The organism is Micromonospora sp. NBC_00858 (genome assembly GCF_045207365.1).
Lineage (GTDB): Bacteria > Actinomycetota > Actinomycetes > Mycobacteriales > Micromonosporaceae > Micromonospora.
The window spans coordinates 882,525-908,294 of the sequence record NZ_CP108828.1 but is presented as its reverse complement, the minus strand read 5'-3'; the positions used below and the strand labels follow the sequence as shown (position 1 = coordinate 908,294).

Here is a 25,770-nt window from a genome sequence, read left to right as displayed (position 1 = left end):
CCTACGCAGGGGGTGGGGACGGGATGGGTTCGACGTACGGGATTTCCTTGTCGCGGTGACTACCGCGTTTGCAGCCGGCGAACGGGCCCGACGGGTCACGCAAGGTTGTCATGCCGACGTCGAGATGGTCACGGATCCAGGAGGATATCGATTGCATGTCCCTGCCCGGTGCATTCGCATCCTGCCAGGCGAGCCACAGCGCGTGCAGCCGCGCCACCGCCTCGGCGTGCGCCCACCATTGTGGGCACCAGGGGGCCGTGGTCGTGACCTCCCGCCCGAACACCGGCAGCAGCAGCCCTTCAACCCACATCGCGAGGCGTCTGAGCTCCTCGGACAACACCGGGCCCGCCATGAACAGGATGAATGGAGAGGACGGCGCGGGTGCGGCCTCCTCTGCGTTGGCTGTCGGCTCGCCGTCGGGGCGTGGCGAGGACGGCCCGGGGCCAGTCCCCTCGGCCGCCGGCCCGCTGTCTGTCGATGCGGGAGCTGTCGGCTCTTTGTCTGTCCGTGTAGTCATTGATCGCTCCTTGAGGTAAATCAGGTCAGGGGAGGCCAGAGGCCCGTACCCGCCCGGCCGGTGGCAGCGGGCGTCGCACCGGCGTTGGCCGCGGCGGCCCGCTCGGCGATGGCCCGTTCCTCCTGCTTCGCGGCCGCGGAGATGGGTCCCGCATTCGGCTCCTTGTACCAGGGCCGCAGACGGATGAGCGCGGGCCGGACCCCGGTCGCGAACAGCAGCGCTGTGCCCTTCGGCAGTGCGCGGATCTTGTCGGCCGGCAGGATCTGCTCCTGCCGGTACGAGGTCGAACGCGACGTGCCGTCCCGTCCGCGGGACACGCTGAGCGTTTTCACGTCGTGCTGGCCCACCAGACGGGCGACCTTGTCGACGAAGTCGGCGTCGTCGAGGCCGGCTCCGAGCAGCTTGATGGTGGCCGCGCCCCACAGCGCGTCCATGCCGGCCTCACCCCACACCCGAGCGCCCTGCTTGTAGCTCTGCAACAGGGTGACGATGTTGATGCCGCGCGAACCGAGGTGGCTGTAGAGGTCCGGCAGGTCCGAGATGCGGCAGACGTTCGCCGCCTCGTCCAGCACCGCCGTCATCGGCGGGTCGAGGCGTCCGCCCATGCCCTCGGCCGCCATGACACCCGCCCGCAGGGTCGTGTCGGCCAGCCCGGCTATGACACCGGCCGCGGAGCCACCGCCGTCCTTCGAGAGCAGGTACAGCGTGTCCTGGGTGAGGACGTGCTGGTCCGGGCGGAACTCCGGCACCTGCGGATCGGGCGTGACCCATGCCGCGATGGCCGGGTCCAGCAGGCAGGACACACACTGCCGCGCGGTCTCGTAGATTCCGTCCCGGGTTTGCACCGCGCCGCGGATCGTGCCTTGAAGCTGTTCCGCCATGGCGTGCAGACCGACGTCCCGCAGCAGGTCGATGGGGGCACGGTCGCCGGGATCGGCCAGCCACCCGAGCATGTCGGTCACCGGCACGCCGTTGCGGGCGGCCGCGAGGAACAAGGAGGTCAGCGTGTTCTGCGCCGCCGAGATCCAGAAGTCCTTCTTCGCGGTGTCATCGTTGACCGAGGCCACGAAATGACCGGCCAGCCGCCGCGAGCCCTCGACGGTCACGCAGGCGGCCAGCATGTCCCACCACATAGCGCGATTGGTGTGCGTGACGCCCTGCGGGTCGAACGTCCATACCGTGCCGACCTTCTCCCGCTGTGCCCTCGTGACGGCGAACACGTCCGACTTGTTCGAGGTAATCAGGACTGACCCCTGCGCCCGGAGTACCCGGGGAACAGCGATGCCCGTCGACTTGCCGGCCCGCGGTGCCATCAGGTCGAGCTCGACGTCCTCGAACGATGAGCGCAGTTCGGGCCCGGACGGGTGGAGGTCACCCAGTAGGTTCCCGGTCTGGTCCGGCGTCGGTTTACGCACGCCCTCTAGCGACGGGCGCAGGCCGCGGGCGCGCTGGACAACGGCTTCCCGGCTGAAGGCTGCGAGATCGCGCGGCGTGGCCAGTCCGTTCGCCCTACCCAGCCGGGCCCGCAGCGGAGCGACCACGAGGGCCGCGAGTCCCGCCACGATCAACACGAGCAGGGCGATACCGCCGTACACGGCCCATGCCGCGGTTTCCGGCCACAGGACGGTGGGGCCCGCCTCGACCATCCGCCGGACCGAACTCATGGTGACCGGCGGCGGACGCCAGCCGCCGCCGGCCAGGGCGGTCCCGAAGGTGCCGCCCAGGAACACCGCGCCGCAGGCCGTCGCGCCGCAAGCGACCAGCACAACAACGGTCGCGCCGGCATCGTTGCCGGATCCGCCCCTCACGGCCAGTTTTCCGCTCCGGACACCGCACTACGCGGGAGGGAAAGCTGCTCGGCGTAGTCGTTCTGCACCCACCGGGTGTTCGTGTCGTGCAGGTGGCGTTCGGTGTCGGTGATAGCCATCCGGATCGGGATCCCGGGGCGTCCGCCGACCTTGATGAGGAAGCGGCCACGGCCGGGCGGCTCGTCGTTCACGCCGGTACTCGCCCAGCCCGGCGGGGACGACCAGGAGGACACCAGGTCGATCTCGCGCTGGGACAGCCCCACGATGCGACCGAGTTCCTCCATCTCCGTACGCGGAAGGCCCGCGCAGACCACCATGCCGGCCCGTTCGACGAAGCCCCGGGCCTTGGCCCGGTCGGCCTCGGTCCCCACCGCCTCCGCGTCCTTCAGGGTGTGCGTGATCTTCGCGTCGCCTAGGCCGAGGGATCGGTTGAGCCGCGTCAGCGCGTCGATGCGGTCGACGATGCCCGATGCCGCCCGCAGGGGACGCCACAGCTCGTCCAGCACGGTGAAGAACCATCGCCGGGGAGTCAGTCCCGCATCGGCGAGAGCGTGCACGGCGGCCACCGTGCCGAGGCCGTCGGACCAGGCGGCCAGCATGGCCGCGGCAGTGAGCTGGGTGTCGGACTCCCCGATCCGGGAGATGTCGATGCAGACCGCCGGCGCGTTCGGGTTGATGTGCGTCGAGGTCTCGGACGAGAACGTGTCCCCCAGCGGTCCGTCGAGGATGCCCAGCAGCGATCGGTGCAGCGGGTCGACGGCCTCGCGGTAGCGATCGTCCTGGCCCCGGTCCAGGGTTACCGCGCGGACCGGTTCCGGTCCTTCGGCCAACGCTGTGACCAGGTCCGGCAGGAGAATCGACCGGCCCTCGGGGGTACGCTCGCGCATGTGCCTCAGGCAGGCGGACAGCACCGACTGCTCGTGGTCGTTGATCGGCTGGCCGCGCACGATGGTGAGCAGGGCGGCCAGCATGTTGAGCACCCGCCCGTGCGTCTCCGCGGCCAGGGACTCGCCCGCGCGGCCGCCGATGCGACGGGCCGCGGCACCCATCGCTCCCGGGTCGAGCACGTTGATCCCGCCGACGCCGCGGCCGATCGTGATGACCTGGCCGCCGAGGGCACGCACGGTGTCCGCGTAGTCCGGCTTGAGGTCGCCGAGCACCAGCGGTGTCACGCCCTGCGCGGCCAGCCCAATCAGCATGCGGTTGACCAATGTGGACTTGCCAAGGCCGGGCATGCCGAGCATGAACAGCGACGGGTTGGAGATGTACCGCGCTCGCATGAACCACGACAGCGGGTCCCCGCAGACGGTGGCACCGGTGACCAGATGCTGCCCGAGCGGAACACCGCTCATCGGCGCCCCGGAGCCGGCCGCGAACGGCCACAGCCCGCACGCCTGAACGCTGGTGGCACGCCACATCGTCGGCGGATCGAGGTAACCCACACGGCCGCTGCTCGTACCCGCCGAGCCCCCGGCCGGGACCCGGGTTCTCGTCGCCTGACCCAGGATCGAGTCCTCGACGGCAGGTACTACGGCCGGCGCGGCGTCCAGCGCCGTCCGCGGTCCCGAGGCACCCTTGCGCCAGCCTGCTCCCAGCCGGAACTGCCTGACCCGCGCCACGGATGTCACAACGCCTCCTGGAACTCGTGCGGGACCAGCGTGTGCTCCCACGGCAGAATGCCCGCCGGCAGCGAACACGCGAACGCGGCGGCCTGCATGCGGTTGGCCGGCCGCATCGACAGCCGGGAGCCCGCGATCAGGTTGCGTACCGTGACGTTGGCGTCCACCAGTTCCTCCGCCGAGTCGACCGTGACGGTGAGCAGGAGGGAGAACTCAACGAGCCCGGCCCCCGAGGCCTCCTCCGCGGCAGCCTGCTCGGCCGCCGCCACCTCAGCGGCGGCTCGGGCCCGCACCATGCCCCGGCCCGAGGTGGCCATGAACTGCGCGTTGCGGCGATCGGCCTCCACGATCCGGGCCGAGGTCGCCGGGTCGATCGGCCGGTAGATCAGTGCCACCCGCTTACGGCGTGTGCCGGGAGCGGCCTCGAGCACGGTACGCAGCACGCCCGACCCCACCGTGCCGCGCGGCGCCATCGTCAGCACCCACGTCCGGGACACACCCGAGTCGTGGGCGTATGCGTCCGTCGTCTCGACGCATGCGGCCGGTCCGGCGTCTTCCCATTCCAGCCCTGTACCGCCGTACGCGGCGCGCGCCTCCATGACCTCGGACACCACCGCTGGGTCGTAGGCGATGCGGATGACCTCGGCGATGCGCTCGGCCGAGAGCGGCTCCGCCGATCCTCCGCCGGCACCGACAAGGCCGCCGCACAGGCCCGGCATGCGGACCGCCAAGTCGGCGATGACGTCCTCGAGCTCATGCTTCGTCCCGCCAGGAGCGGCATAGGTGAGGGTCACATAGGTGTGCATCTCGGAGGACGCAGCCGGATAGCGGTCCACGACCTCCTCCATGACGGCGCGTGCCACCTCAGGGGCGTCCGGGGCCAGACGCGGCAGCACCTCGGCGGCCAGTGTCATACCGGAATCCGGTGCCGTTTCCACGACGACCGACGCGCCCCGCAGGTTCGGCTCGTGCGACAGCCGTGCCAGCCAGTCGCCCCACATCGCCACCCAGACGTCGACCTGTTCCTGGTCCACGAGCCCACCACCATCGGGTACGCACTCTAGGACCACGGTGAAGCGATTGCGACCGCGATGATGCAGGACGCCGAACGGCCGGTCGAACGCGTCGTGCCCCTCCCCCATGGTCACCCGGCTCAGCAGCCCCGGTGGCGGGAACCGGCCGCCGGGACGCTGGGACAGCGGACCTGACACGTAGAGGTGCTCGCCGTGGGCGACGCGCCGGCGCCAGCCGAGCCGCACGGCCAGGATCTGGTAGAGATTCCGGCCGTCCTCGGTGCGCAGGGCCAGCGGACCGAGCAGCACGACCAGGGGCACCAGCACCACCAGAGCGGCGGTCAGCGAGATCAGCGAGGCGAGCAACACCGCCACAATGCCGCCGAACGTGCCGATCGTGCCGATCAGACCCAGCGGCCCCAGCCCGGACCGGCGCGGGCGCCGCCAATTTCCGTACGTCCTCTGCGGAACGCTTCCGCTCGACATCGCTACCTTCCGTTCCTGCTCCTGCGGGACACCGAGTCACCTACCACGTCAGTGGTCCGCATCGTCGCGGCCGCCTGACACCGCGCCGGAGGCCAAGTTCGTACCGTGTTTCACCGTGGTGCTCGCCGCCCGCGCGGCAAGCAGCGCAGAGCCGCTCAACGCCCCGGTCGCCACTCGCGCCGCACCCGAGGCCATCCGGCGGCCCGTGCTGCGGCCACGGTTGCCGGCGCCGCCACCGGCCCCGCGCGTGCCTCCGCCTCCCGCCGAGGCGCCGCTCGGACCGGACGAACCCCGCCCGCCCGACTGCCCGCCGCCCGTTGCGTATCGCCACCCGGGCCGCGCGGCCGCACCGGTGATCGCCCCCGCCGCGCCGGTGGCCGACGAGGCCGCCGACGCCGCCCCGTCGGAGGATCCCAGCGCGGCGGCCGCGGGCACCACCAGGCGCAGCAGGCTCGGCAACGCCACGGCGGACATCAGCAGCACACCGCAGCCGGCGATCTTCTGATGCGTCGCGTTCGTACCGGTATAGGCGATCATCGTCGTCCCGACGTAGAGAATCAGTCCCACCGCGGGCTTGAAGATCAGCCAGGCGACGAGCCAGGCGATGTGCTTGCGCCACCACGTCGACCCCCAGCGGGTCATCGAGGCAGAGGCGGCTAGCGGCAGCGTCCCGACGAGCAGGACCATCACGCCCAGCCGGATGTAGAGAAGGATGATGTGGACGATACCCGCGATGATCAGCAGAATCCCGATGATGATCAGCAGGAAGGTCGCGATGCCGCCGTTGTCGCAACTGGCGATGCTCTGAAGCTGCTGCCGCACGCCGGCCTCGTACAGGTGCGCGGTGTACCGGTCCGACAGCAGGACCAGTTCACCGAGTACGAACGACCCCGCGCCGGCGACCAGCATCAGCCGCAGGAGACCCTTGACCGCCGCCATGCCGGCCTCGCTGCGCATCTCCAGGGCCATGCGGACCGAGGCGAAGAGCAACGACGCCACGGCGATCGTCACCACCAGCCAGTTGGTCTGGAGCCCGATCTTCGAATTGATCTCCTGGTCCGGCGACAGCGTCGGCACATTCTGCGCCAGATCTCCGAAGAGACTGGCGGCGGCATTCATGATCGAAGAGGCGATCTTCCGGAGAATGCCGTCGATTCCCTGGTCGATCAATTCGGTCAATCCGCCGAACGCCCCGAAATACACGACATCGCCATTGCTGCAATCCGGCACGTCACTTCCCCCACAAAATGAAACCAGCGGTATCCGCGACCGGCGTCAATGGCGAATACAGGTCGCCCGCAGTGGACGGCTCCATCTTCCAGTCGCCGCCGGACCACGCCACCCGGTACTCCGTCGCGGCATAGCCGGCGGATCCCACCCGGATCAGCAGACGAACCGTCGCCGCCTCCGCTGAATAGAACAGCAGCGAGAACCCTCCGACGGAGCTCGTGGTGTAACGCACCGAGGAATCCGCGATGGACGAGCGCATGGCGACGAAGAGGTCCCGCCCCGCACCGGACACCACCTGCTGATCGACAATGGTGCGCCAGTCGTTGCCGCTGAGCTGCCGCGGAATCACATGGGCAGCCATGACCGCACCCGCCGGGGTGCGCGCGAAGCACCACATCAACGGTCCATCGGTGCGGCGCGGCCCGGCCGAAGCGGACAACGGTACGGGTGCGCCGTTCAGTTCCCGCCACGTGACGTCATCCGGCGGCCCCACCGGCGCGTCCTGCCGAGAATCGTCCGTGTGGCAACCGACCGGCCGATCACCCTCGAACGGCGCGCCCTCGCTCAGCGGTCCGGCAAGCGTCACCGGCCGCGCCGGAGCGGGCGCCCCACCGCGGAGGCTCACGACAACCGTAGCCAAGAGGATGACGGCGAAGAAGGCTGCGGACAACTGCCATCCTCGCTGCCGCCAGAACGGTCGCGCATCGACGTCGTAACTGACGCGCCATCGGCCTTTCATCAGCGGACTCCATGTCGGGCTGGGAGAATTGGGAACGACACATCAGTTGAAGAAGAACTGCACCAGGGGTCCGGCCGTGGCGACCAGGATGCAACCGCCGAGAACGAGTCCCAGCTGACCCATGTGCTCCGAACTGTCGCCACGCTTGTGGGAGATGGCCATCTTCGCGCCGGTGACGAGCACCCCCGCGACGCCTGCCGCTGTACCGCCCCACGCGATCAGGCTCAACCCGGTCGTCACCAGGGTGACCAGCGCCGGGGGGGCCGAACCGCCGTTCGTAGGCTGTGGCACCTGCACTTGCGGAACCAGCCGAAGTGCGGCGTTCATTAAGTTCAAGCCGAACAAAGGTCCTCCTCCTGAGTCAGTTCAGCAGCGCCCGGCGGACGCGCTAGGGCAACGGGATATTCAAGAACTGCACGATCGGACCCGCAGCCATCGCCAGGAAGCACGACATCACGATCAGAAAAACGCGCCGCGCGAACGACGATCCGAAACCCATCACACCCCGGTGAAGCTGCAGCGCCATGTTCGTTCCGACGACGAGAAGGCCGGCGACACCGGCGGCGGTGACACACCACGCCAGCAGGTTGAGCAGTGTGAGATCGGCACGCTGACCGTTTTCGTCCGCTGCCGATCCCGGATCGAACGGGGCAATGGATGGAACCGGCGGAGCACTCGCCGCTCTTTCCACGTCCTCACACTCCATCTTTCCACCCTGGACGGTGCCCGAGAACTTGCACCACTTTCTCCCCGATACGTCGTACGCCTCCTTTGTGGGTCCCAAGCCGATTTTGAAGTCGACGTACGCGCTGCCGTCCGATTCAAGGTCAACGGTGAGGTTGACCTCTTGATTGACGAGCAAGTCTCGGCTGCGACAGTGAATGGCCCCGCCAGCGTCTCGCCGCTCATTCGGGGTCTTATCTCCGGTCCACGGCACGGAAAGGCTGTTTCGCAGACACAACTCGGCGACCACGAAGGCGCCTTTGTTCTCGAATCGAACCGTCAGTTGACCACCCGGACTGGGAGCCGGCGCCGCGGCGAACTGCCGCACGCGGTCAACCTGGCGCCCGGCAGCCGATGCTGCGCTCGAAAACCCGAGCACGACCTGAACCATGGCGGTCGCGACCAGCACCAAGACGGAGACGGATCGTGGCAGCCGGACGCACGGTCGAACATGGGCCGCATGCATGAACTACCTCCCGTTCCTCTCCAGTCGTTGTCAGCCAGGTCGCCGGCCGCGTGGTCCGCACGTCCACTGAACGGAGCGGACCGATCCCCGGTTCACGATCGCTGAAAATTGCGAGTCGTTCGCTCTTGCCGTCCCCTCGGCGCTCCGGCCACAACGGCCCGGACGTGGGTACTCCCGGCTGAGCCACGGCGGGTCCGCCCGGCAGATCCATCGACGCCGCGTCGTGAACCGAGAGGGTCCCGGCTCCGTTATCACTGCGACAGCCGCGGCGCGAGGCGCAACGAGTGCGAGGATCGATGGGCAATCAGTCAGGAACCAAGCCGCCGGACACCGTCCAGACGATCGGCATCGTGGTAGCCCTGGTCGGGCTCATCCCCTTCACGATCCTGGCCCTCATCTGCCTGGTATCCATCGTGGTTCTTCTCGCCGGCGGCGTCGTGCAGATGACCCAGCCGAGTCCTGGCGGAAGCTCCGCACCCGTGACCGGAGAACAAGCGGGCGGAAGCTCCGCACCGGTGACCGGAGAACAAGCGGACAGCCTCAGCGGGGCTCAGTTCCAGCAGATGTTCCCGGGCCGAAACCCGTTCTACACATACCAGGGCCTGGCCGCCGCGATGGCGCGTTACCCAGCGTTCGCCGGCACCGGTGACGACACCACGCGAAAGCGCGAGGTCGCCGCGTTCCTGGCCAATGTCAGCCACGAGACCGGCGGGCTCATCTACGTCGAAGAGATCAACCGCTCCGCATGGGGCAACTACTGCGATCCGGGCCAGCCATACGGCTGCCCGGCCGGGCGTACCGCTTACCACGGCCGCGGCCCCATCCAGCTGTCCTGGAACACCAACTACCACGCGGCCGGGCAGGCCTTGGGCATCGACCTGCTCAATAATCCCGATCTCGTGAAGAACGACCCCACGGTCGCCTGGCAGACCGCTCTCTGGTTCTGGATGACCCAGCGAGGTGCCGGAAACATGACACCGCACGCCGGGATCACCGGCGGGGCCGGCTTCGGCGAAACCATCCGCAGCATCAACGGCGCCCTCGAGTGCAACGGCGGCAACCCAGGAGCAGTCCGCAGCCGCATCAGCGCCTACCAGAGATTCGCCGCGATCCTCGGCGTCACACCGGACCCCAGACAGAACTGCTGAGCAGCCGTCTCATTCCGGTCGGCGTCTACCGTGGACGCCACAGCGCCCTATCGACCGTCCCATCCCGTACAGATTGAAGGGCTCGGCTCATGAAGAGTGGAAGTTCGGTGAACCGCGCATCGCGGTAGCCGTCATAGAGCGAGGAAACGTCTTGAGCGGATACGGAGCATAACCAATGACACAGCCCGATGAGCTCGCAGGCCAACTCTCGTCTCATACGCCGAGGAAAACATAAAGGGGTTCAGGTGTGTCGGTGGCGGGTGAGTCTGCGGGCCATCACGATGATCCTGTCCCATGGGAGGGATTGCCCCCGGTTCAGTTGACTCCTGACCCGTGAGGATGTGTTCCTCGCTGGAAGGATGTCTGTCATGCCGAAAGCGTTTCCCCTGGAGTTCCGTCGTGACGTAGTCGCGGTCGCCCGCAAGGGCGAGGCGCCCATCGCGCAGATCGCGAAGGACTTCGGGATCTCCGAGGCGTGCCTGCACCGCTGGCTCAAGCTCGCCGACGTCGAGGACGGCGTCCGCCCGGGCGGTGCCGCCAGTATCGAGTCGGCCGAACTGCGGGAGCTGCGCAGGCGCAACAAGGTCCTGGAGCAGGAGAACGAGATCCTGCGCCGGGCCGCGGCGTACTTCGCCAAGGAGATCTCCCCAAAATGACGTACCCGCTGGTCGGGTGACCTGGCCGCGGACGGGATCCCCGTCGCGGTGACCTGCCGGGTGCTGGGGTTCAGCAAGCAGGCCTACTACGCGTGGCGCACCGAACCGGTCTCGCAGCGGGACTGGGACGACGCCCATTTGATCAACGCCGCCCTCGACATCCACGCCGACGACCCGGCGTTCGGCTACCGGTTCATCGCCGACGAACTGCCCTACCCACGGGATCACCGCCGGCCCGAACCGCGTCGCCAGGTTGTGCTCACAGCAGCGGATCTGGTCGGTGTTCGCCAAGCGCAAGGGCCTGACCAGGCGGGCCGGGCCGCCGGTGCACGACGACCTGGTGCGACGCCGCTTCACCGCCGACGCCCCGGACCGGGTATGGCTGACCGACATCACCGAGCACCCCACCGCCGAGAGCAAGCTGTACCTGTGCGCGATCAAGGACGTGTACTCCGGCCGGATCGTCGGCTACTCCATCGACTCACGGATGAAGGCGTCCCTGGCCGTCACCGCGCTGTCGAACGCGACCCGGCTGCGCAGCCCGGCCGGCACCATCGTGCACTCAGCCAATTTCGGTCCAGAAATTTCGTGAAAGCGTTGCACCGTAACGGATTGGTGGGCTCGATGGGCCGGGTCGGCGCCTGCGGCGGCAACGCCGCCATGGAGTCGTTCTTCGCCCTACTGCAACGCAACGTCCTCGACCGGCAACGCTGGACCACCCGCCATGAGCTACGCCTGGCCATCGTGACCTGGATCGAACGCACCTACCACCGCCGACGACGGCAACGACGCCTCGGCCGGCTCACCCCCATCGAGTTTGAGACAATCAACAGGCCCGCACACGCGGCCTGAACCGTTCAGCCCTGCGAGTCAACCAAACCCGGGGCAGTCCCCAGCATGTTGCCCACCTCGTCGGCGGCCGGAAAGCCGAGGGCGCGGAAGTCGTCGTGGCCGATCGGCCGGTAGACGACGGGTTCGTGAAGGGCGTCACTCAGCGCGCTGGCGATCTCCGCGCCGGTGACGATGTCGCCGGCAATGCTGAGCGTCCGGCCGACGAACTCATCGCGGCGCCGGAAGATCTCCAACGCGACCTTGCCGCTGTCGGAGGCCGCGATGCCGGCGATCGGTGAATCACCGATCGGCATGGTGAGTATGAGGCCCTCTGGGGTACGGACGGGCGCCATACCGGCGGTCAGGTTTTCAAATTGGAAGGTGGTTCGCAGGAACGTGACCGGCACGCCCGCTTGATGGAAGAACGCCTCGGCCTCCGCCTTCGCGTCGAAGTGCGGGATCTTGTACTTCTCCTGCAGGCTCGGCATCCGAGGGTCGTCGACGGGAACGTGAATCCGGGTGTCCTCCAGAGTCGACCAGATGACATGCCGCACGCCCGCCTTCGCGGTCGCCTCGGCCAGGTTACGGGCCTGGTCCGGTTCCCGTGCGGCAGACATGTGCGACCAGAAGTCGGTTACCAGGAACGCGCCGTGGACGTCGGCGAAGGCCTCTTCGAGCCCTGCGCCGGTGGTGTGATCGGCTGATACGACCTCGGCGCCCAGTTCGGCCAACTTCCTGGCCCTCACCGAGGATATGTCCCTGGTGATGGCCCGGACCGAGAACTCACGGCCAGCGTCCGCCAGGATAGCTCTCACCAGGCCGCTGCCCTGGGCCCCGGTGGCGCCTGTCACCGCAATCGTCAATGCCATGGGTGCTCCTTCTTTCGTGGCGGTCTGGCCATGGACCGCCGCACATCAAGGGCGACGGGGCGGCGCCGACAGGGTTCATCGCTCACGACGCGGAACTGAGCGCTCACCGACCGCGCCAGCTGCTCTTCGACGCGCATGCGCGCCGGAGAGCAGCTGGCGCTCTCACCCGCAGCCCGGTGGTTGCCCGCCGTTATTCCGCAACCGGGAAGAGCTAAGCGAGATCGACCAGACGGTGAGGCTGTCCGCGCCGGGCGTCAGAAGTGCGTCGCGCGGATCATGTCGGCGGCCTTCTCGCCAATCATGATCGTCGCGGGGTTGGTGTTGACGCTGACGATGCGGGGCATGACGGAGGCGTCGGCCACACGCAGCCCGTCCAGACCGTGAACGCGCAGGTCCGGACCGACCACCGCCTCCACATCGGTGCCCATCGCGCAGGTGCCGACCGGGTGGTAGTAGGTTCCGGTGCCCCAGCGCAGATACTCGCGGAGGCCCGCCGGATGCCGCACGTCCGGTCCGGGCAGCACCTCGCCGCCGCGCCAGCCGTCGAACGGTTCGGTGGCGGCGATCGTCCGAGCTACCTGGATCCCTTCGACGAGGCGCCGAATGTCGGAAGGGTGTCCGAGGTAGTTCGGGTCGATCAGCGGCGCGACCCCGGGATCAGCGGATGCGAGGCGTACCGTTCCCCGCGCCTCGGGCACCGTCGCGACGCCGAGGGTGAAGCTGTTCGGCGGGGCCTGCAGCGCGGGCTGGTGGAACGGGACGTGGATGAACATCAGTTGCATGTCCGGGCCGGGCAGGCCAGGGTCGCTGCGCCACTGCATGGACGTCTCGGCGTGGTTGTTCCGGCCGGCCGGGACCGGCTGCTTCGCCTCGTACACCACGCTGGCTAGCGGATGGTCGTGTAGGTTCTTGCCGACTCCCGGAAGATGCTGCACCACCGGTATGTCCAACTGGCGGAGGTCCGTGGCGTCGCCGATGCCCGAGTGCATCAGCAGCCGTGGCGAGTCGACTGCGCCCGCGCTGACCACGACCTCGTAGTCCGCGTACGCTGAAATCACCTCGCCGTCCCGCGCGAAGACGACGCCGACGCACCGTCCCCGCTCGATGATCAGCCGGTGTGCACGCGCGTCGGTCAGTACGGTCAGGTTGGGGCGCCGTTCGGCTACCGGGTGTAGGTAAGCGGCTGCGGTACTCTGCCGTCGTCCGTCGGCGATGGACAAGTCATGCCAGCCCACACCTTCGGCTGTCGCGCCGTTGAAGTCCTCGGTCCTCGGATAGCCGGCCGCGACGGCTGCGTCCACGAACACCCGTGAGAGCGGGTTGGGCTCGGCCGCGGCCGCCGGCCGCATCGGGCCACTGGCGCCGCGGTACGCCGGATCACCGCGCTCGACGGTTTCCATCTTGCGGAAGTACGGCAGTACAGAGGCAAAATCCCAGCCGTCGCAGCCCTGCTTGGCCCAGTGGTCGAAGTCGGCGGCGTGACCGCGCAGGAAGACCATCGCGTTGATGCTGCTCGAGCCGCCGAGGGTGTGTCCCCGCGGCCAGTTGTGCACGGTGCCGCCGACGCCGGGTTGCGGGACCGTGACGTAGGAGTAGTCGACAACGCTGCCCCACAGCGCGGGCCAGGCCGGCGGAGCCGAGATGTCAGGCAGGGTGTCGGCCGGACCGGATTCAAGCAGCAGCACCCGTGCGCGGGGGTCCTCCGACAGGCGGGCGGCGACGACGGAGCCGGCCGAGCCTGCCCCGACCACGATGAAGTCATAGTGAGTTGACACGAGGACCACGGTTTCTCGGCACGGTCGCTGGGAGTTGACGATATCCGCCCTGGTCTTTGACCGCTGGCGCCTGAACCTTTCGGCTCGGGACACGTCTCAGATGACATGACGTCATCCGTTGTCGAGTTGTGGCGGCAGTCCCTCGGCCAGACGTTCGGCCGCCTGACCCCAGATCATGCGGACGAGCCGACCGGCACGATGTCCGGCACGGCGCTTGGTCCGCTGATCGCGTATCAGATCAGTGGGAGCCCGCAGACCTTGCGCCGTACGCCGCTGGCCGCGCGGCAGGAACCGATCGATCGCCTCAAGCTCTGTATGCAGCTGGACGGGGCCGCGACCGTAACCCAGCATGGCCAGCAGGTGCATATCGGGCCTGGGCAGATGGCGCTCTACGACACAGGGCATCCTTACGATCTGCGGCTCGAGCGGCAATGGTCGTGCGCCGTGCTCGCCTTCCCGCGCGGCGCCCTGTCGCTGCCGGACAATGTCGTCCGGCAGGCCATGCAGCATGCCCATCCGTTCGGCGCGGGTCCGGGCGCCGTGCTTGCGGACTTCGTCGCCGCCGCGGTGGGTGAGCGGACGTCGATCGGCGCCGCCGCCGGACGCCTCGGCGAGGCGGGACTGCACATCATCGCCGGGGCGCTCAGCATGACCGAACCGGCCGACGGCGAGGCGGTGGTGGACGCGCAACGGCTCCGGATCCTTCATTACGCCCGGGAGCATCTGTCCGACTCGGGCCTGACCCATAATCGCATCGCCGCCGTCCACCGAATGGCCCCGCGCACCCTCCACCGGCTGTTCGAGCATGAGCTCTACACGGTCACCGAGTACATCCGTCTACGCCGCCTGGAGTCGGCACACCGGGACCTGACCGATCCGATGCTGAGCCATCTCAGCATTGCGCGGGTGGCGGTCCGCTGGTGCTTCATCAGCCAGGCTCATTTCACGCGCGCGTTTCGGGCGCAGTACGGGGTCTTGCCGTCGGCGGTGCGTCGTGCCGCCAGCCCGCGTGCCTCGTGAACCCCCGGCGGGGTTTGGCGTCGTCATCACACATACACCCCTGTGATGTCCATCGCATCAGGCGCGATCACTCCTAGCCTCGGTCTTTCATGAGTGATTGATCTTGGTTGGGGGATTGCCGTTAGCGGTTTTTCTGTTGGCGGGCATGGTGGTGACCCGGCGTGTGGCCGGGTTCCTCCAGGCTGTTGTAGGGGCAGGGTTCTGGTTCAGGTCAGCGGTCCGGGCAGTGCTGCGAGCCGTGCGAACGCGGTGATGACCTCGTGGGCCCAGGGCCAGCCGTCGGCGATGCGTAGCCAGGTCCGTCGTGCGGTGCGTGCGATTCGGGCTGGAACGTGCAGCAACCGGTAGCGCAGCTTCTTGGGCTCCGCGCGGGCCGGATCGCCTTGCAGGAGGATCTGCGAGTCGTTCTGCCAGGACGGACGGCACGAGGTCTCCTCTTCTAAGGCGTGTTTCATAACGCGAGGTCAGAGCCACTCGGTGATGATGGTGATGGTCAGGACGGCTTGGAACCGGACGGCCAACTTGTCGTAGCGGGTGGCGACGCCGCGGTGGCGTTTGAGCCTGTTGATGCCGTTCTCGACGGCGTGGCGTAGCCGGTAGAGCTGCGGGTCGAACGCCGGTGGGCGCCCGCCGCGCGAGCCTTTGGCTTTGCGGTGAGCGTCCTGGTCCTTCTTGCTCGGGATGCAGGCCCGGATCCCCCGAGAGCGCAGGTATCTGCGGTTGGTGCGGCTGGTGTAGGCCTTGTCGGCCAGCACCAGCACCGGCCTGGTCCTGGCCCGGCCGACACCGAGGCGGATCACGTGGATGCGGCGCAGGACCGGGATGAACTGCGGGCTGTCCCCGCGATGCCCGGCGGTGACGATCAAGGACAAGACTTTCTGGCCCTGCTCACAGGCCAGATGCGTCTTGGTCGTCAGCCCTCCACGGGAGCGGCCCAGCCCGTGATCGGCCGGTTCGTCATGAACCCCACCGGGCGGTTCCTTCTGCAGATGGCCGTCGGTGCGGGCACCTGCGGCGTGCTGGTGAGCGCGACTGGTCATCGAGTCCACGCTGACCGTCCAGTCGATCCGTCCCAGGGCATCGCCCTGGGCCTGCAACGCTGACAAGATTCGGTCCCAGGTTCCATCGCGCTGCCACCGACGGAACAGTCCGTAGATCGTCGGCCAGGGCGCGTACTCCGCTGGCACGTCGCGCCACGGGGCACCGATCCGGATCCGCCACCGGATCCCGTCGATGAGCTGCCGTTTCTCCCACTTCGAGCGCCGGCCGGTAGACGACGCAGCAGGCAACAACGGGGCCAGGACAGCCCACTGCGCGTCAGTCAGGTCATGCCGCCGCGTCACCGCTAAGGTGGCCACGAGGTCTCCGGTGCATGGTGCTTCTTGGTCGTTGTACCAAGTACCGGAGACCTCTTCAGTTATCGATCACCGCCACGCCGTGACTTCAACCGGCCAACCCGAGTTACGAAACACGCCTTAGGGCCGACATTCGGACAGCGTCGGCCCGGGAGGCAATCACGATGTCGAAGGGGCGCTTCTCGAAAGCGGCCTGTTCCAGAATGGCCACGACTGGCCGGATCGTGTCGTCGCCGCCCAAGTCGTGGTCCAGCCACAGCTCGTCCAGGCGCCCATCCCGGTGCCGATGAAGGACCTCGACTCCGGCAGCGCTCGTACGGGCCACCTCCGCGCTGCGGCCATCCACGAACGAACGAAGGTCGTCAACCAGGACGATCGTCCAGCGGGCACCCACGCGATGATGATGCCCGGCACCGTCACGATCCGCCATCCGGATCTGCCGCGTCGACGCGATCACCATCATTGCCAGGATGAGTTGGAGCATCGGCCCACAGCACGGAGCATCGACACGACAAACGTGACAAAGGCGCCGTTGACGATAACGGCGCCTTCGTCGTTGCTACGTCAGTGGCCCGATCACTCGCGACCGGTCACCGCACGGTCGCCGGCACCGGTCGACCTCCAGATCCAGTTCTGCCGGTCGTAGAGCGGCACAAGGCCGCCGCGCAGCATGTTGTTGAGTGAGTGGTTGACCGACCCGGGGCTTGGTCGCCAAGTCTGCGTCACCAACCACCGACAGCCAGCCTCGGCCGCCGCGCGGGCCCGGGCCGCAATCAACGCTGACTGCGCGCCCCGGCCCCGGTGATCCGGCGCGGTCGCCGCTCCAGCAAGTACCCCGACCTCGCCATGGACGAAGAGGGACGCTGCCGCGACCACTCGGTCACCGTCCCAGGCGCCGTACGTGTGAAGGCGGGGATTCGCCACCGCCGCGGCCACGAGTTCGGCCACCGAGCCGCCCCTCGGCCACTTGAACCCCTGCGCGAACACGTCGGCCCACTGGTCGGCGTCGCGCGAGGGGACCAACCCGATCCTCAGGTCGGTCACGCCCTCGATGCGGAACGCGTCGAGTTCGCAGGCGAGCTGGATGATCACCGAGCCGGGCTCCAGACGCTCCGCCGCCCGGATCTCATCCCAGTCCGCCGGCAGCCGGCCCGGGGCGATCTGGATGGTGGCGACCTCGGTGCCCTGCTCCCGGTAGAAGGCGAAGATCCGATCCATCAGGTCCTGGGTCACCGGCTCCGCGAAGCCGAATCCGAGCGCCTTGCTCCAGTAGTGGGTCTCCCCGTGGCGTGTGGAGAGGGCGACACCGCCGCCGATCCCCGTGTCAGCGGTGCCGAGCGCGGACGAAACCCGTTCGGGTACGTCAACCACGTACCGGACCATGAATGCGGCCTCGGCCAGCTCCGCGAGCCGGCTAAGTTCTTCCTTATCCATCGGACAGACTGCTCCTTCAGACGGATCTAGTGGGTTCGCGAGCAGACGCGCGAAAGCGTTTCGCGCTCTTTTAATCGTTCCGCTGCCGGGGCCGGACCACCAAGCTCCAGCGGTGTGAGTAACCGCTCCGAAGCACAATTGAACATTCGGCCACCACCGCACACCGACCCCCGTCCGGCGCCCGGCCGTCGTCTCGGGAATCATCCCTCGGCCAATCCACTGGCACCCGGGGGAGATGGAGCAGGCGCACCCGGGTCCGGCCTTCCCGCATGATGTGCAGCCAGACCACGGCGGGCGGACAATGAGGTGATCTCAACAAGAATTTGGTAGGTATCGGTATTCGAAGTGGGTGAGGTGGAGGGCGGCGCGGACGGTGTCGCCGATGCTGCGAGGACTGGCGGTGGTGTGTCGTAGTGTTCGCCGTCGACTGGTGAGGATCGCGAAGCCGCGTTCTCCGAGGCATCGTAGGGATCGAAGCATGGCGTTGTAGGCCTGGTTGTCCGGGGCGAGACGGCGGCCGTCGGCGCGTTGCTTGTACGGGGTGTGGATACCCTGGCCAGCGCATTCGTAGCCGGAGTCGGCCAGGGTCGGCAGATCCAGCGCCGAAGCGGCCCAGTAGAGCGCGCCGGTGACGTCCAACTGTTGGGCGCAGGTCAGGTCGTGCAGGTGTCCGGGGCATCGCATCCGAGGTCCCGATCGGTAGCCCGTCCGGGCGCATCACCGCCTGGATGTTCGCGCCGAAGTTGCGGTGTTTCCCGGAGTACCAGGCGTCGACGATGTCGCCTTTCACGCTGGTGGTGGTCTCGGCCAGCCGATCGGTATCGATCAGCTTCCCGTCGAGAATCACGTGCGACCAGCCGTCGGCGGCAACCCGCCGCAACGCGTCATGCAGGGTGGGAGTCTGCGCCGCCAGGACGCGTACGGCCTCGGCGACGTACCGGTAGGCGGTTGCCCTCGACACCCCGAACCCCGCCCCGAGGCTGGTCTTGTCCTCACCCTTGCAGAGCCACATCAACACCAGAGCGCCTGATAGAAGAAGTCAGAGCGCGGGTACCCGATCGGGTGCCGACCACGCGACGCTCGGCGCGTAGCAACCGCGCCACGTGCTGCACGAGTTCCCTGGAGACCTCGAGGATGGCACGATAGGCAATCACGTGGGGTCCTTCCTGATAGATCAGATTTCGTCGCAAGAACCTGCCTACCGAGGGCCCCCCGTCCTGTCTCCGTGCCGTCCGCTATGGACGCCGCGCCCGTGTCATCCCGAGCTGAGCCCGGACTCTTGTTGAGATCACCTCAGTGAACGGCAAGAGAGGGACGAGCGAAACGCGACGGGCTTGCGCAGCCGGGACCGCTGCGCAAGCCCGAATTCACCCGTGTATGCCGCGCTCAGTCGCCGAGTGGGTTGATCAGGTCGGCCTTGCCGTCGAAGGTGAACAGCAGCAGATCCACCATGGTGAATCGGTCCTTACAGTCGCCTAGGAACGGCCGCCAGTCCGGGTCACGCACCGTGGACACCCGGCTTCCCGCGATCGCCCGGTGGAAGACCTCGACGACGATGCGGCCGCCGACCGGGCCCAACCGGCCGCCACTGACCTCAGCCTCGCGCAGCACGTAAAACCACAGTGGAGTTTCGTGGGCCATCAGGTCACGCTGCTCGGTGGTCAGCTCGCTGAGATCCGCTCCGCCGTCGGTGTCGAGCAGCTGGCCGGCGGTTAGACGGTCGCAGCCGAAGAGGTCGGCCATCTGTTGACCGGTTGCCAGATCGACCATGCCGGCCCGTGTCAGGTTCCGGAACGCCAGGTTTCTTTGTACTGGTGGGGTCGAACCACCGCCCCCGAACGAGCCCTCCGGCAGCGTGCCCAGCGGGTCAACCAGAAGCGTGTCGATCCGCTTGGCCAGGTTCAGCCCTGGTCCGGCCAGGTCCTCACGCCCGGCCTCGGAGAAGTCGAACAACCGGCGGAAGTCAGCGATCCAGTTTGTAGGCAGGCGCTCGAAGGATCCGCTCTCCGGATCGTCCGGACTGCCGTCCGGCGACAGCGTGCCGCTGGTGCCGCTGAAGTTGAACAGCAGCGGGAGAGAGCCAGGCGCCAGGGCGTCCGGGCCGGAGTGAAAGAACCGGTTCCACTCGTACGTCTCCCGGATCATGCTGTGACCGAGCCGGTACGCGGCGACGGAGAACTCGATCGGCATCGTCGGCGTGGGGCTGTTGTTCCCCGGGTCGACGAACCGTCGCCTGTTGGCGAAGACGTCCTCTACGATCGTGGGGGAGACGATCCGCGGCAGGAAGTCCGTGCGCAGCATCCACTGATAATGCCGCTCCACACAGTCCCGGGCCTCGTCGAACAGCCGATCGGCGGGCACGCCTTGCTCGACCAGGTAGTCGACCACCCGGTTGTGGAAGCGGATGAACGCCAGGTGGACCTGCGCCACGATGAGGTTCTGGTCGTTACGCGTGTCCGGGATCTCCGCCATCCGCCGTGTCGCCTTCGTCGCCCCGACGCCACGCCGGGGCAGATCGAATCCCTCCAGGTCCAGCGACGCGACCGTGTCGTCCCCGTCCACCCCCGCACTGGTGCCCACCCGCAGCCGGGCACCGTCCGGTTGGTAGAAACGCGCGTGCTCGTCGTCGCGCGGACCGCGGCCGTACAGCGAGTCCAGGTCCAGCGCGGGGGACCGGCCCTGCAACAATTCCTCGTCCGTCACCTCCTCGCCGAGGGAGGTCGCGGTAGCGTCCATCGTCAGGTCGTGATCGACGAACTGGCCAAGGTAGGTGAAGCCGGCCGGGACGACCGGATTCCGCGAATCCGGCGTCGTGCTGGAGGTCATCGCGGTGGCTAGCGCGACGACCAGTTCGTTCTCCGGCTGGCGAGGCGACTTGGGCCCCAGCCGGGAGAAGCGGAACCGCCGGTCCCCGCCCTCAGGGTCGACCTGACGAGTCACCGGCTGCCCGCTCGCGTCGAAAGTGATAATGCCCTCGCGCTCGACCAGGAACTCGTCTCGCTCGTGTCGACGCACCGTTACCCCTTCCTGCCGGCTCTGAAAGAACCGGATTCATCGGTTGATTGCCTTCAGTGGAGACGACGGCTCCGATATGCGCGCGTTCACACGTCGACACACTTTCGGTGGCGCTGTGGTGAGTGTCCTGGAGCGTGAGGTCTTCTCGGAGGCGGAGGCTGCCCGGCTGCTGCGGGTGGCGCAGTCGACGCTGCACTACTGGCTCGAAGGGGACGAGCGCAAGGGGCGCCGACACAAACCCGTGCTGCGCACGGAGCCGCGCAGCGCCCGTTCGGTGACACTGGCGACCGGACCCCAACCCACGGTCCCCGGTGCGGATCCTGCCGGATGTCCGGTTCGGCCGGCCGTCGATCAAGGGAATCAGCACCGAGGCGCTCTGGGAGCAGGACGAGGCAGGGCTGGACGTCGAGGAGATCGCCGAGACGTGCCAGCTCGACGTGCCCGACGTGCGATGGGCGCTGGCGTACGAGAAGCTCCCAGCGCGGCGTGAGCAGGATCAAGCCAGCGGAGGTCCGGTTCTACATCGATGCCGACCTCCTCGGCCTCGCGCGCGTCCTCGCCGGTCTCCGCTCCGACGTCACCTATCCCGGCGACCCCGGCATGGTCATCCACAAACGCCAACGCCCGCTTGCCCCATCGCCTCGCCCGCGGTGAAGGACCCGGAGTGGATCCCTGAGGTCGCGGCCCGGGGGTTGGCTGATCATCACCCGTGACCGCCACGTCCAGGAGCACCGTCTGGAGATCGCCGCAGTGCGAGAGCACCGGGCCAGGATGGTCGCTCTGACAGCCGCCGACGCGGGCAGCGTCTTCGGCCAGTTGGAGGTCGTGATGAGTCGTTGGCGCAATATCGAGCGTTGCCTCACCGAGCCGCCGCCCTTCATCTACGCAGCTACCCGAACCACGATGAGGGAGATCCCGCTGACCTGACTGTGCGGTAAGTTTGGCTAGATCCCAACAAGGACACGCCGGACCGACCAAGCACGGCCAGGGCATGACTTACGTCCGCTCTGCTGATCTTCAGCAAGCGAGCACAGCAAAGCGCGTGTGCGACCCCGAACACGGAAAACAGAATAGGAACCCGCAGGCCATTTGCCTGCGAAAACAGATAGGGCACCGTCTTAGGAAACCGATGCTCTTTAACCCGGGACTACACCGCGAACCTCCTGCGGCCGCTGCCGCAGCAACGCTGGCCGCTGAGCCCGGGACGGGTAGGGCGGTTTAGCCGAGCGCGGCGATCGCCTCGCGCAGCTCTCGAGCGAGGACACCCTTACCGACCCGCTCGACACCTGGCTGGCCTCCGCCTTCACACCCCACCGCATCGAACAGACCATCACCGCGATGACCGACGCCCAGCCACCGAACCAACCACCACCACTCGCCGCAGCGGCCCAGACGATCATCACCGAATGCGATGCCAAGCTAGAGCGCTACCGAGCCGCCCTCGACGCCGGCGCGGATCCCGCAGTAGTGACCGAATGGATCTCACAAACCCAAGCCGAACGCGCCCGCGCCGAAGCAGATCTCCACACCCACTCGAGCAACCGCCCACGCCGCATGAGCCGAACCGAGATCAAAGACCTAGTCCAAGCACTCGGCGACATCGCCACCGTACGTCGCGACGCCGACCCCACCGACAAGGCCGAGGTCTACCAGCGACTAGGACTCCGGCTCACCTACCAACCCGAAACGCAAACGGTGCGCGCTGCAGTGAATCTCAGCGCGCACCGTGGGGTTATGGTTCGTGTCCGAGGGGGGACTTGAACCCCCACGCCCTATACGGGCACTAGCACCTCAAGCTAGCGCGTCTGCCATTCCGCCACCCGGACCTGCACGTTCAGCCTACCTCGCCGACCTGGATGATCTTGACACCCGAGGGTCGGCGCAGCGGGCCGCACGGGGAGTTACTGTACACGGCACTCGTGGATCATGCACATCGCCTTCCGACCCCTCCTTGAAGGCGCTCCCACCGCTGCTCAGACCGCCTCACCAGCCGTCTCCGAAGCACCGTCGAAGGCGTGTCCGGGTAGCGTGCGGCGGCCCTCTGGCGGCAGCATTGCCACGTGCCCCAACCCTCTCCCCTGGCAGCCGCCCAGCACCGGGCCCTCGCCCTGCGTACCGCTGGCGACCTCAGCTCCGCCCGGCAGCTGCTCGCGGAGGCCGTCGGTTCCGCCCGCCCGCCGTACGGCCAGGACCACCCCGAGGTGCTGCACACCGCGCACCTGCTGGCCCGCCTGCACCGGGAGGCGGAGGACCCGCTCGCCGCCCGTCGGGTGCTGGAGGAGGCGTTCGCGGCGGGCGAGCGGCGCTGGGAACACTCCGACCCGGTGATGCTCGCGCTCGCCTTCGAGCTCGCCGAGGTCGCCGAGGAGTTGGGCAATCGGCACGAGGCCCGCCGCAACTACACCCGCGTCGCCACCGCGGGGCCCGCCGCACTCGGGGAGCACCACCCGGCGGTACGTGCCGCCCGCCACTACCTCGGTGAGGCTGCACCAGGGCCGGCCGGGCGGCACGGCTCGCCGCCGACGCCCCACCCGGTCCCGGCCACCGCAGCGACTGATTCCGGCACCCGGTCAGCGCTGTCCGGTCCGACCCTGTCTCTGGCGACCCTGGCCGCGATGCGGCCGGGAGCGGGCGGCCCGGCCGCCGAGTCACCGTGGGCTCCGCCGCAACAGCCGCCCACGCCCCGGCCAACCCCACCGGTGGTACGCGCGTCCACCGGCGCCGGCGCACCACCGGCAGCGGCTCCCGCCCCCCGGGTTGCCCCGGCCCAGCCGCCGGTGCGGTCGGTGTCGACCTCCGTCGCGCCACCGCAGCCCGGCCCGCCACCCACGCCGCCCGCACCTCCCGTGCCGCCGCGCCAGCGCGCCGCGGAGCAGCAGCCCCGACCGGCGGTAGATCCAGCACCCCGGCCACCGGCGGAGGGCCAGCCGACGAAGCCGGCGCACCAGGTCGGACAACAGCCGCCACCTCGGCAGCCGTCCGGCTCGGCGATACCGCCGCGTCAACGGACAGGCGACCAACCGACCCACTCAACGGTCGACGCGCCGCCGTCCCCGCCGCCGACGTCCTCCGCCCAGGCGTCAGCCGCCGCGCCGCCGGGTCCGGCGCCCCGCTGGGACAACCCGACGATCCGGGTCCGGCAGATCGAACCGCTGCTGGCCGAGGAGGCCGCTCGCATCGCGGCCACCCGCGTCGACGCGAGCGGTTCGGGCAGCGCAAGCAGCGCCGGGGCGGCACCGCCCCAGCAAATCCAGCCCATCTCCGCACCACCCGGACACCCCTACCCGGTGTCCGGACCGCCGGCCCAGCCTCACCCGGTATCAGGGCTTCCTGGCTACGCCCAACCCGTCTCCGCGCCACCCGGCCAGCCGTACCCCGTCTCCGGACCGCCGGCCCAGCCCTACCCCGTGTCGGGGCCACCTGGCTACGCCCAACCCGTCTCCGCGCCACCCGGCCAGCCGTACCCGGTCTCCGGCCCGCCGGCCCAGCCCTACCCCGTGTCGGCGGCGCCAGCTCAGCCCTATCCGGTGTCGGGGCCTCCCGGCTACACCCAACCCGTCTCCGCACCACCCGGGTACCCGGTGTCCGCGCCGCCCGGCTACGGCCAGCCAGTCTCTGGAGCAGGCCACCCCTATCCCGTGTCCGGACCGCCGGGCCAGTCCTACCCGGTGTCGGGGCCGCCCGGTTACGGTCACCCGGTCTCCGCGCCCCCGGTGAGCGCGCCGCCCGTACCGCCCTGGGGGTTGACCGCGCCGCCGTGGAGCCGCACCGCGCCGTCGCAACCACTGCCCACAGCGGACGGCGAACCGGCAGGCCAGACCCCCATGGACACGGACGGGACCGACGGTGAGGTCGAGCCCGGCACGGTAGCTCCGGCGAGCGCGCCGCCGCACCAGGCGGGCGTCGACCCTGCCCAGAGCGAGGTGTGCCCGCCCGTCCGGTCGTTCAGCAGCGACCCGGCCAGACCCGACGTGGGCCCGAGCCAGCCGACCGCCGCCCCGTCGAACCAGGCCGCCCGGCAGCCCGGCCCCGTCGCTGCTCCTGCCGAGTCGGCACCGTCGTCCTGGCCACCGGGCGCCGACCCGGCCCCGATGACGCCGACCGCACCAGGCCCCGGGGGGTACGCCGAGCCGGTGTCGACTCCACCGGCGGCAACGGGGCCTCCCCCGGGTCCGTTCATGTCACCTGCCGACGCAGCCTCGCCCTACCCTCTGCCGCCGACCGCCCCGGCGTCCCGACCGACCCCAGAGCCCTATCCGCCTCAGGAGCAGTACCCGGCCCAGGAGCCATACCCAGGCCAGCTGTACCACCCGGGCCAGGAGGCGTATCCGGCCCAGCAGTACCAGCCAGGCCAGCAGTACCAGCCGGGTCAGCAGTACCAGCCGGGTCAGCAGTACCAGCCGGGTCAGGACGGGTACCGGTCGGCGGCGTACAGCGATGAGGGCGGGTCGACGGGCCGCAGCCGGGCGACGCTGATCGCCGCGGTGGTGGCGGCCGGGGTGGCCGTGGTGGGCGTGGCCGGCCTGGGCGCGCTGGTCCTGACCCGCGACGACTCGCCGCCCTCGACGGGGACCCCGCCGGCGGCCACAGCGCCGACGGCGGCCGGGCCTCCGCCGGGCGACCTGAAGCTGCGGGACGACTCCGTCACGATCACGCTGAGCTGGACGGACCCGTCCGGCGGCTCGGTGCCGTTCATGGTTGCCGGTGGTCGGGCGGGGCAGGCGCTGGGAGTGATGGCCACCGTGGACCCGGGCCGGCTCAGTTACACGGTCAACGGGCTGAACTCCCGGGTGGACTACTGCTTCACCGTGCTGGCGGTCTACTCCACCGACAACTTCGCCACCTCGGGACAGGTCTGCACCCAGCGGGAGCGCGCCACCCCAACGAGCTGACCCAGCCAGACCGGCCGTCACCGAGCTGAGCTGGGAGTCCACAACGCACACGCTCGGTATCCACAGGGGTGACCGTGCGGGTTCCCCCGTCACCGGCAGAGCCATATGATGGCACCCGGCTCAGGGGAGGGGTCGCCGCGAGGCGCGCCACCTGCCACGACTCAGGGGAGGCAG

At 68.8% G+C, this 25,770-nt stretch carries 21 protein-coding genes, 1 tRNA gene and 2 pseudogenes; 7 read left to right on the top strand and 17 right to left on the bottom strand.

What is annotated here, in order from left to right; translation table 11 throughout:
- Nucleotide 1: 1 nt before the first annotated feature.
- From OG990_RS04190 to OG990_RS04155, 8 genes are all read right to left on the bottom strand, one after another.
- The gene (locus OG990_RS04190) at nt 2-340 is read right to left on the bottom strand and encodes a DUF4913 domain-containing protein (protein ID WP_406079043.1); all 339 of its coding nucleotides are present in this window, start codon (nt 338-340) and stop codon (nt 2-4) included.
- Between the two features lie 197 nt (nt 341-537).
- Nucleotides 538-2,325 carry a TraM recognition domain-containing protein gene (locus OG990_RS04185; protein WP_406079042.1) on the bottom strand — a complete coding sequence of 596 codons (1,788 nt, stop codon included), beginning with the start codon at nt 2,323-2,325 and terminating at the stop codon, nt 538-540.
- Nucleotides 2,322-3,953 (bottom strand): ATP/GTP-binding protein, encoded by a 1,632-nt coding sequence (locus OG990_RS04180; RefSeq protein WP_406079041.1) that lies wholly within the window; start codon nt 3,951-3,953, stop codon nt 2,322-2,324. The genes OG990_RS04185 and OG990_RS04180 overlap by 4 nt, the downstream gene beginning before the upstream one ends.
- Nucleotides 3,950-5,443 (bottom strand): SCO6880 family protein, encoded by a 1,494-nt coding sequence (locus OG990_RS04175; RefSeq protein ID WP_406079040.1) that lies wholly within the window; start codon nt 5,441-5,443, stop codon nt 3,950-3,952. The genes OG990_RS04180 and OG990_RS04175 overlap by 4 nt, the downstream gene beginning before the upstream one ends.
- A 48-nt stretch (nt 5,444-5,491) precedes the next feature.
- Complete coding sequence (locus tag OG990_RS04170; RefSeq protein WP_406079039.1) at nt 5,492-6,673, bottom strand: hypothetical protein; 1,182 nt, start codon at nt 6,671-6,673, stop codon at nt 5,492-5,494.
- A 1-nt stretch (nt 6,674) separates the two neighbouring features.
- The gene (locus tag OG990_RS04165; protein WP_406079038.1) at nt 6,675-7,412 is read right to left on the bottom strand and encodes a hypothetical protein; all 738 of its coding nucleotides are present in this window, start codon (nt 7,410-7,412) and stop codon (nt 6,675-6,677) included.
- A gap of 42 nt (nt 7,413-7,454) precedes the next feature.
- Entirely contained in the window at nt 7,455-7,757 is a 303-nt protein-coding gene (locus tag OG990_RS04160) for a hypothetical protein (RefSeq protein WP_406079037.1), read from the bottom strand.
- 43 nt (nt 7,758-7,800) lie between these two features.
- Nucleotides 7,801-8,547, bottom strand: coding sequence for a hypothetical protein (locus OG990_RS04155; RefSeq protein WP_406079036.1), 747 nt, complete (start codon nt 8,545-8,547; stop codon nt 7,801-7,803).
- 350 nt (nt 8,548-8,897) lie between these two features.
- Between OG990_RS04155 and OG990_RS04150 the strand changes: the two genes are divergently transcribed.
- Together OG990_RS04150 and OG990_RS04145 are read left to right on the top strand one after the other, a co-directional pair.
- A complete protein-coding gene (locus OG990_RS04150) occupies nt 8,898-9,749 on the top strand; it encodes a chitinase (protein WP_406079034.1) in 852 nt (283 codons plus the stop codon).
- Nucleotides 9,750-10,117: 368 nt separating this feature from the next.
- Nucleotides 10,118-11,257: pseudogene (locus OG990_RS04145) on the top strand (IS3 family transposase).
- Between the two features lie 5 nt (nt 11,258-11,262).
- Here OG990_RS04145 and OG990_RS04140 read toward each other — a convergent pair.
- Nucleotides 11,263-12,105 (bottom strand): NmrA/HSCARG family protein, encoded by an 843-nt coding sequence (locus tag OG990_RS04140; protein ID WP_406079033.1) that lies wholly within the window; start codon nt 12,103-12,105, stop codon nt 11,263-11,265.
- A gap of 254 nt (nt 12,106-12,359) precedes the next feature.
- Entirely contained in the window at nt 12,360-13,880 is a 1,521-nt protein-coding gene (locus OG990_RS04135; protein WP_406079032.1) for a GMC family oxidoreductase, read from the bottom strand.
- Between the two features lie 105 nt (nt 13,881-13,985).
- Here OG990_RS04135 and OG990_RS04130 point away from each other — a divergent pair, with 105 nt between their 5' ends.
- Complete coding sequence (locus tag OG990_RS04130) at nt 13,986-14,900, top strand: helix-turn-helix domain-containing protein (RefSeq protein ID WP_406079031.1); 915 nt, start codon at nt 13,986-13,988, stop codon at nt 14,898-14,900.
- Nucleotides 14,901-15,106: 206 nt separating this feature from the next.
- Here the strand turns inward: OG990_RS04130 and OG990_RS04125 are convergent.
- The 6 genes and pseudogenes from OG990_RS04125 to OG990_RS04100 all read right to left on the bottom strand — a co-directional run.
- Nucleotides 15,107-15,295, bottom strand: a pseudogene (locus OG990_RS04125) (transposase); the annotation flags it as partial.
- Between the two features lie 69 nt (nt 15,296-15,364).
- Nucleotides 15,365-16,243 carry an IS5 family transposase gene (locus OG990_RS04120; protein ID WP_406081648.1) on the bottom strand — a complete coding sequence of 293 codons (879 nt, stop codon included), beginning with the start codon at nt 16,241-16,243 and terminating at the stop codon, nt 15,365-15,367.
- Between the two features lie 118 nt (nt 16,244-16,361).
- Nucleotides 16,362-16,649: a cyclic-phosphate processing receiver domain-containing protein gene (locus OG990_RS04115; RefSeq protein WP_406081647.1), complete on the bottom strand. Its 288-nt coding sequence runs from the start codon at nt 16,647-16,649 to the stop codon at nt 16,362-16,364.
- A 182-nt stretch (nt 16,650-16,831) separates the two neighbouring features.
- A complete protein-coding gene (locus OG990_RS04110; protein WP_406079030.1) occupies nt 16,832-17,689 on the bottom strand; it encodes a GNAT family N-acetyltransferase in 858 nt (285 codons plus the stop codon).
- Nucleotides 17,690-18,001: 312 nt separating this feature from the next.
- Complete coding sequence (locus tag OG990_RS04105; RefSeq protein WP_406079029.1) at nt 18,002-18,373, bottom strand: transposase family protein; 372 nt, start codon at nt 18,371-18,373, stop codon at nt 18,002-18,004.
- Between the two features lie 702 nt (nt 18,374-19,075).
- The gene (locus OG990_RS04100; RefSeq protein WP_406079028.1) at nt 19,076-20,704 is read right to left on the bottom strand and encodes a peroxidase family protein; all 1,629 of its coding nucleotides are present in this window, start codon (nt 20,702-20,704) and stop codon (nt 19,076-19,078) included.
- A gap of 486 nt (nt 20,705-21,190) precedes the next feature.
- On the opposite strand from OG990_RS04100, the gene OG990_RS04095 reads away from it, so the two are divergent.
- The 3 genes from OG990_RS04095 (at nt 21,191) to OG990_RS04085 (ending at nt 22,465) form a co-directional block, all read left to right on the top strand.
- Nucleotides 21,191-21,358 carry a hypothetical protein gene (locus OG990_RS04095; protein ID WP_406079027.1) on the top strand — a complete coding sequence of 56 codons (168 nt, stop codon included), beginning with the start codon at nt 21,191-21,193 and terminating at the stop codon, nt 21,356-21,358.
- Between the two features lie 18 nt (nt 21,359-21,376).
- Nucleotides 21,377-21,631: a hypothetical protein gene (locus OG990_RS04090; RefSeq protein WP_406081646.1), complete on the top strand. Its 255-nt coding sequence runs from the start codon at nt 21,377-21,379 to the stop codon at nt 21,629-21,631.
- A gap of 411 nt (nt 21,632-22,042) precedes the next feature.
- The gene (locus OG990_RS04085; RefSeq protein WP_406079026.1) at nt 22,043-22,465 is read left to right on the top strand and encodes a hypothetical protein; all 423 of its coding nucleotides are present in this window, start codon (nt 22,043-22,045) and stop codon (nt 22,463-22,465) included.
- Here the strand turns inward: OG990_RS04085 and OG990_RS04080 are convergent.
- A tRNA-Leu gene (locus OG990_RS04080) sits at nt 22,447-22,530 on the bottom strand. The two genes, OG990_RS04085 and OG990_RS04080, sit on opposite strands and share 19 nt — an antisense overlap.
- A gap of 234 nt (nt 22,531-22,764) precedes the next feature.
- Between OG990_RS04080 and OG990_RS04075 the strand changes: the two genes are divergently transcribed.
- Nucleotides 22,765-25,596, top strand: coding sequence for a tetratricopeptide repeat protein (locus OG990_RS04075; RefSeq protein ID WP_406079025.1), 2,832 nt, complete (start codon nt 22,765-22,767; stop codon nt 25,594-25,596).
- The last annotated feature ends 174 nt before the right edge of the window (nt 25,597-25,770 follow it).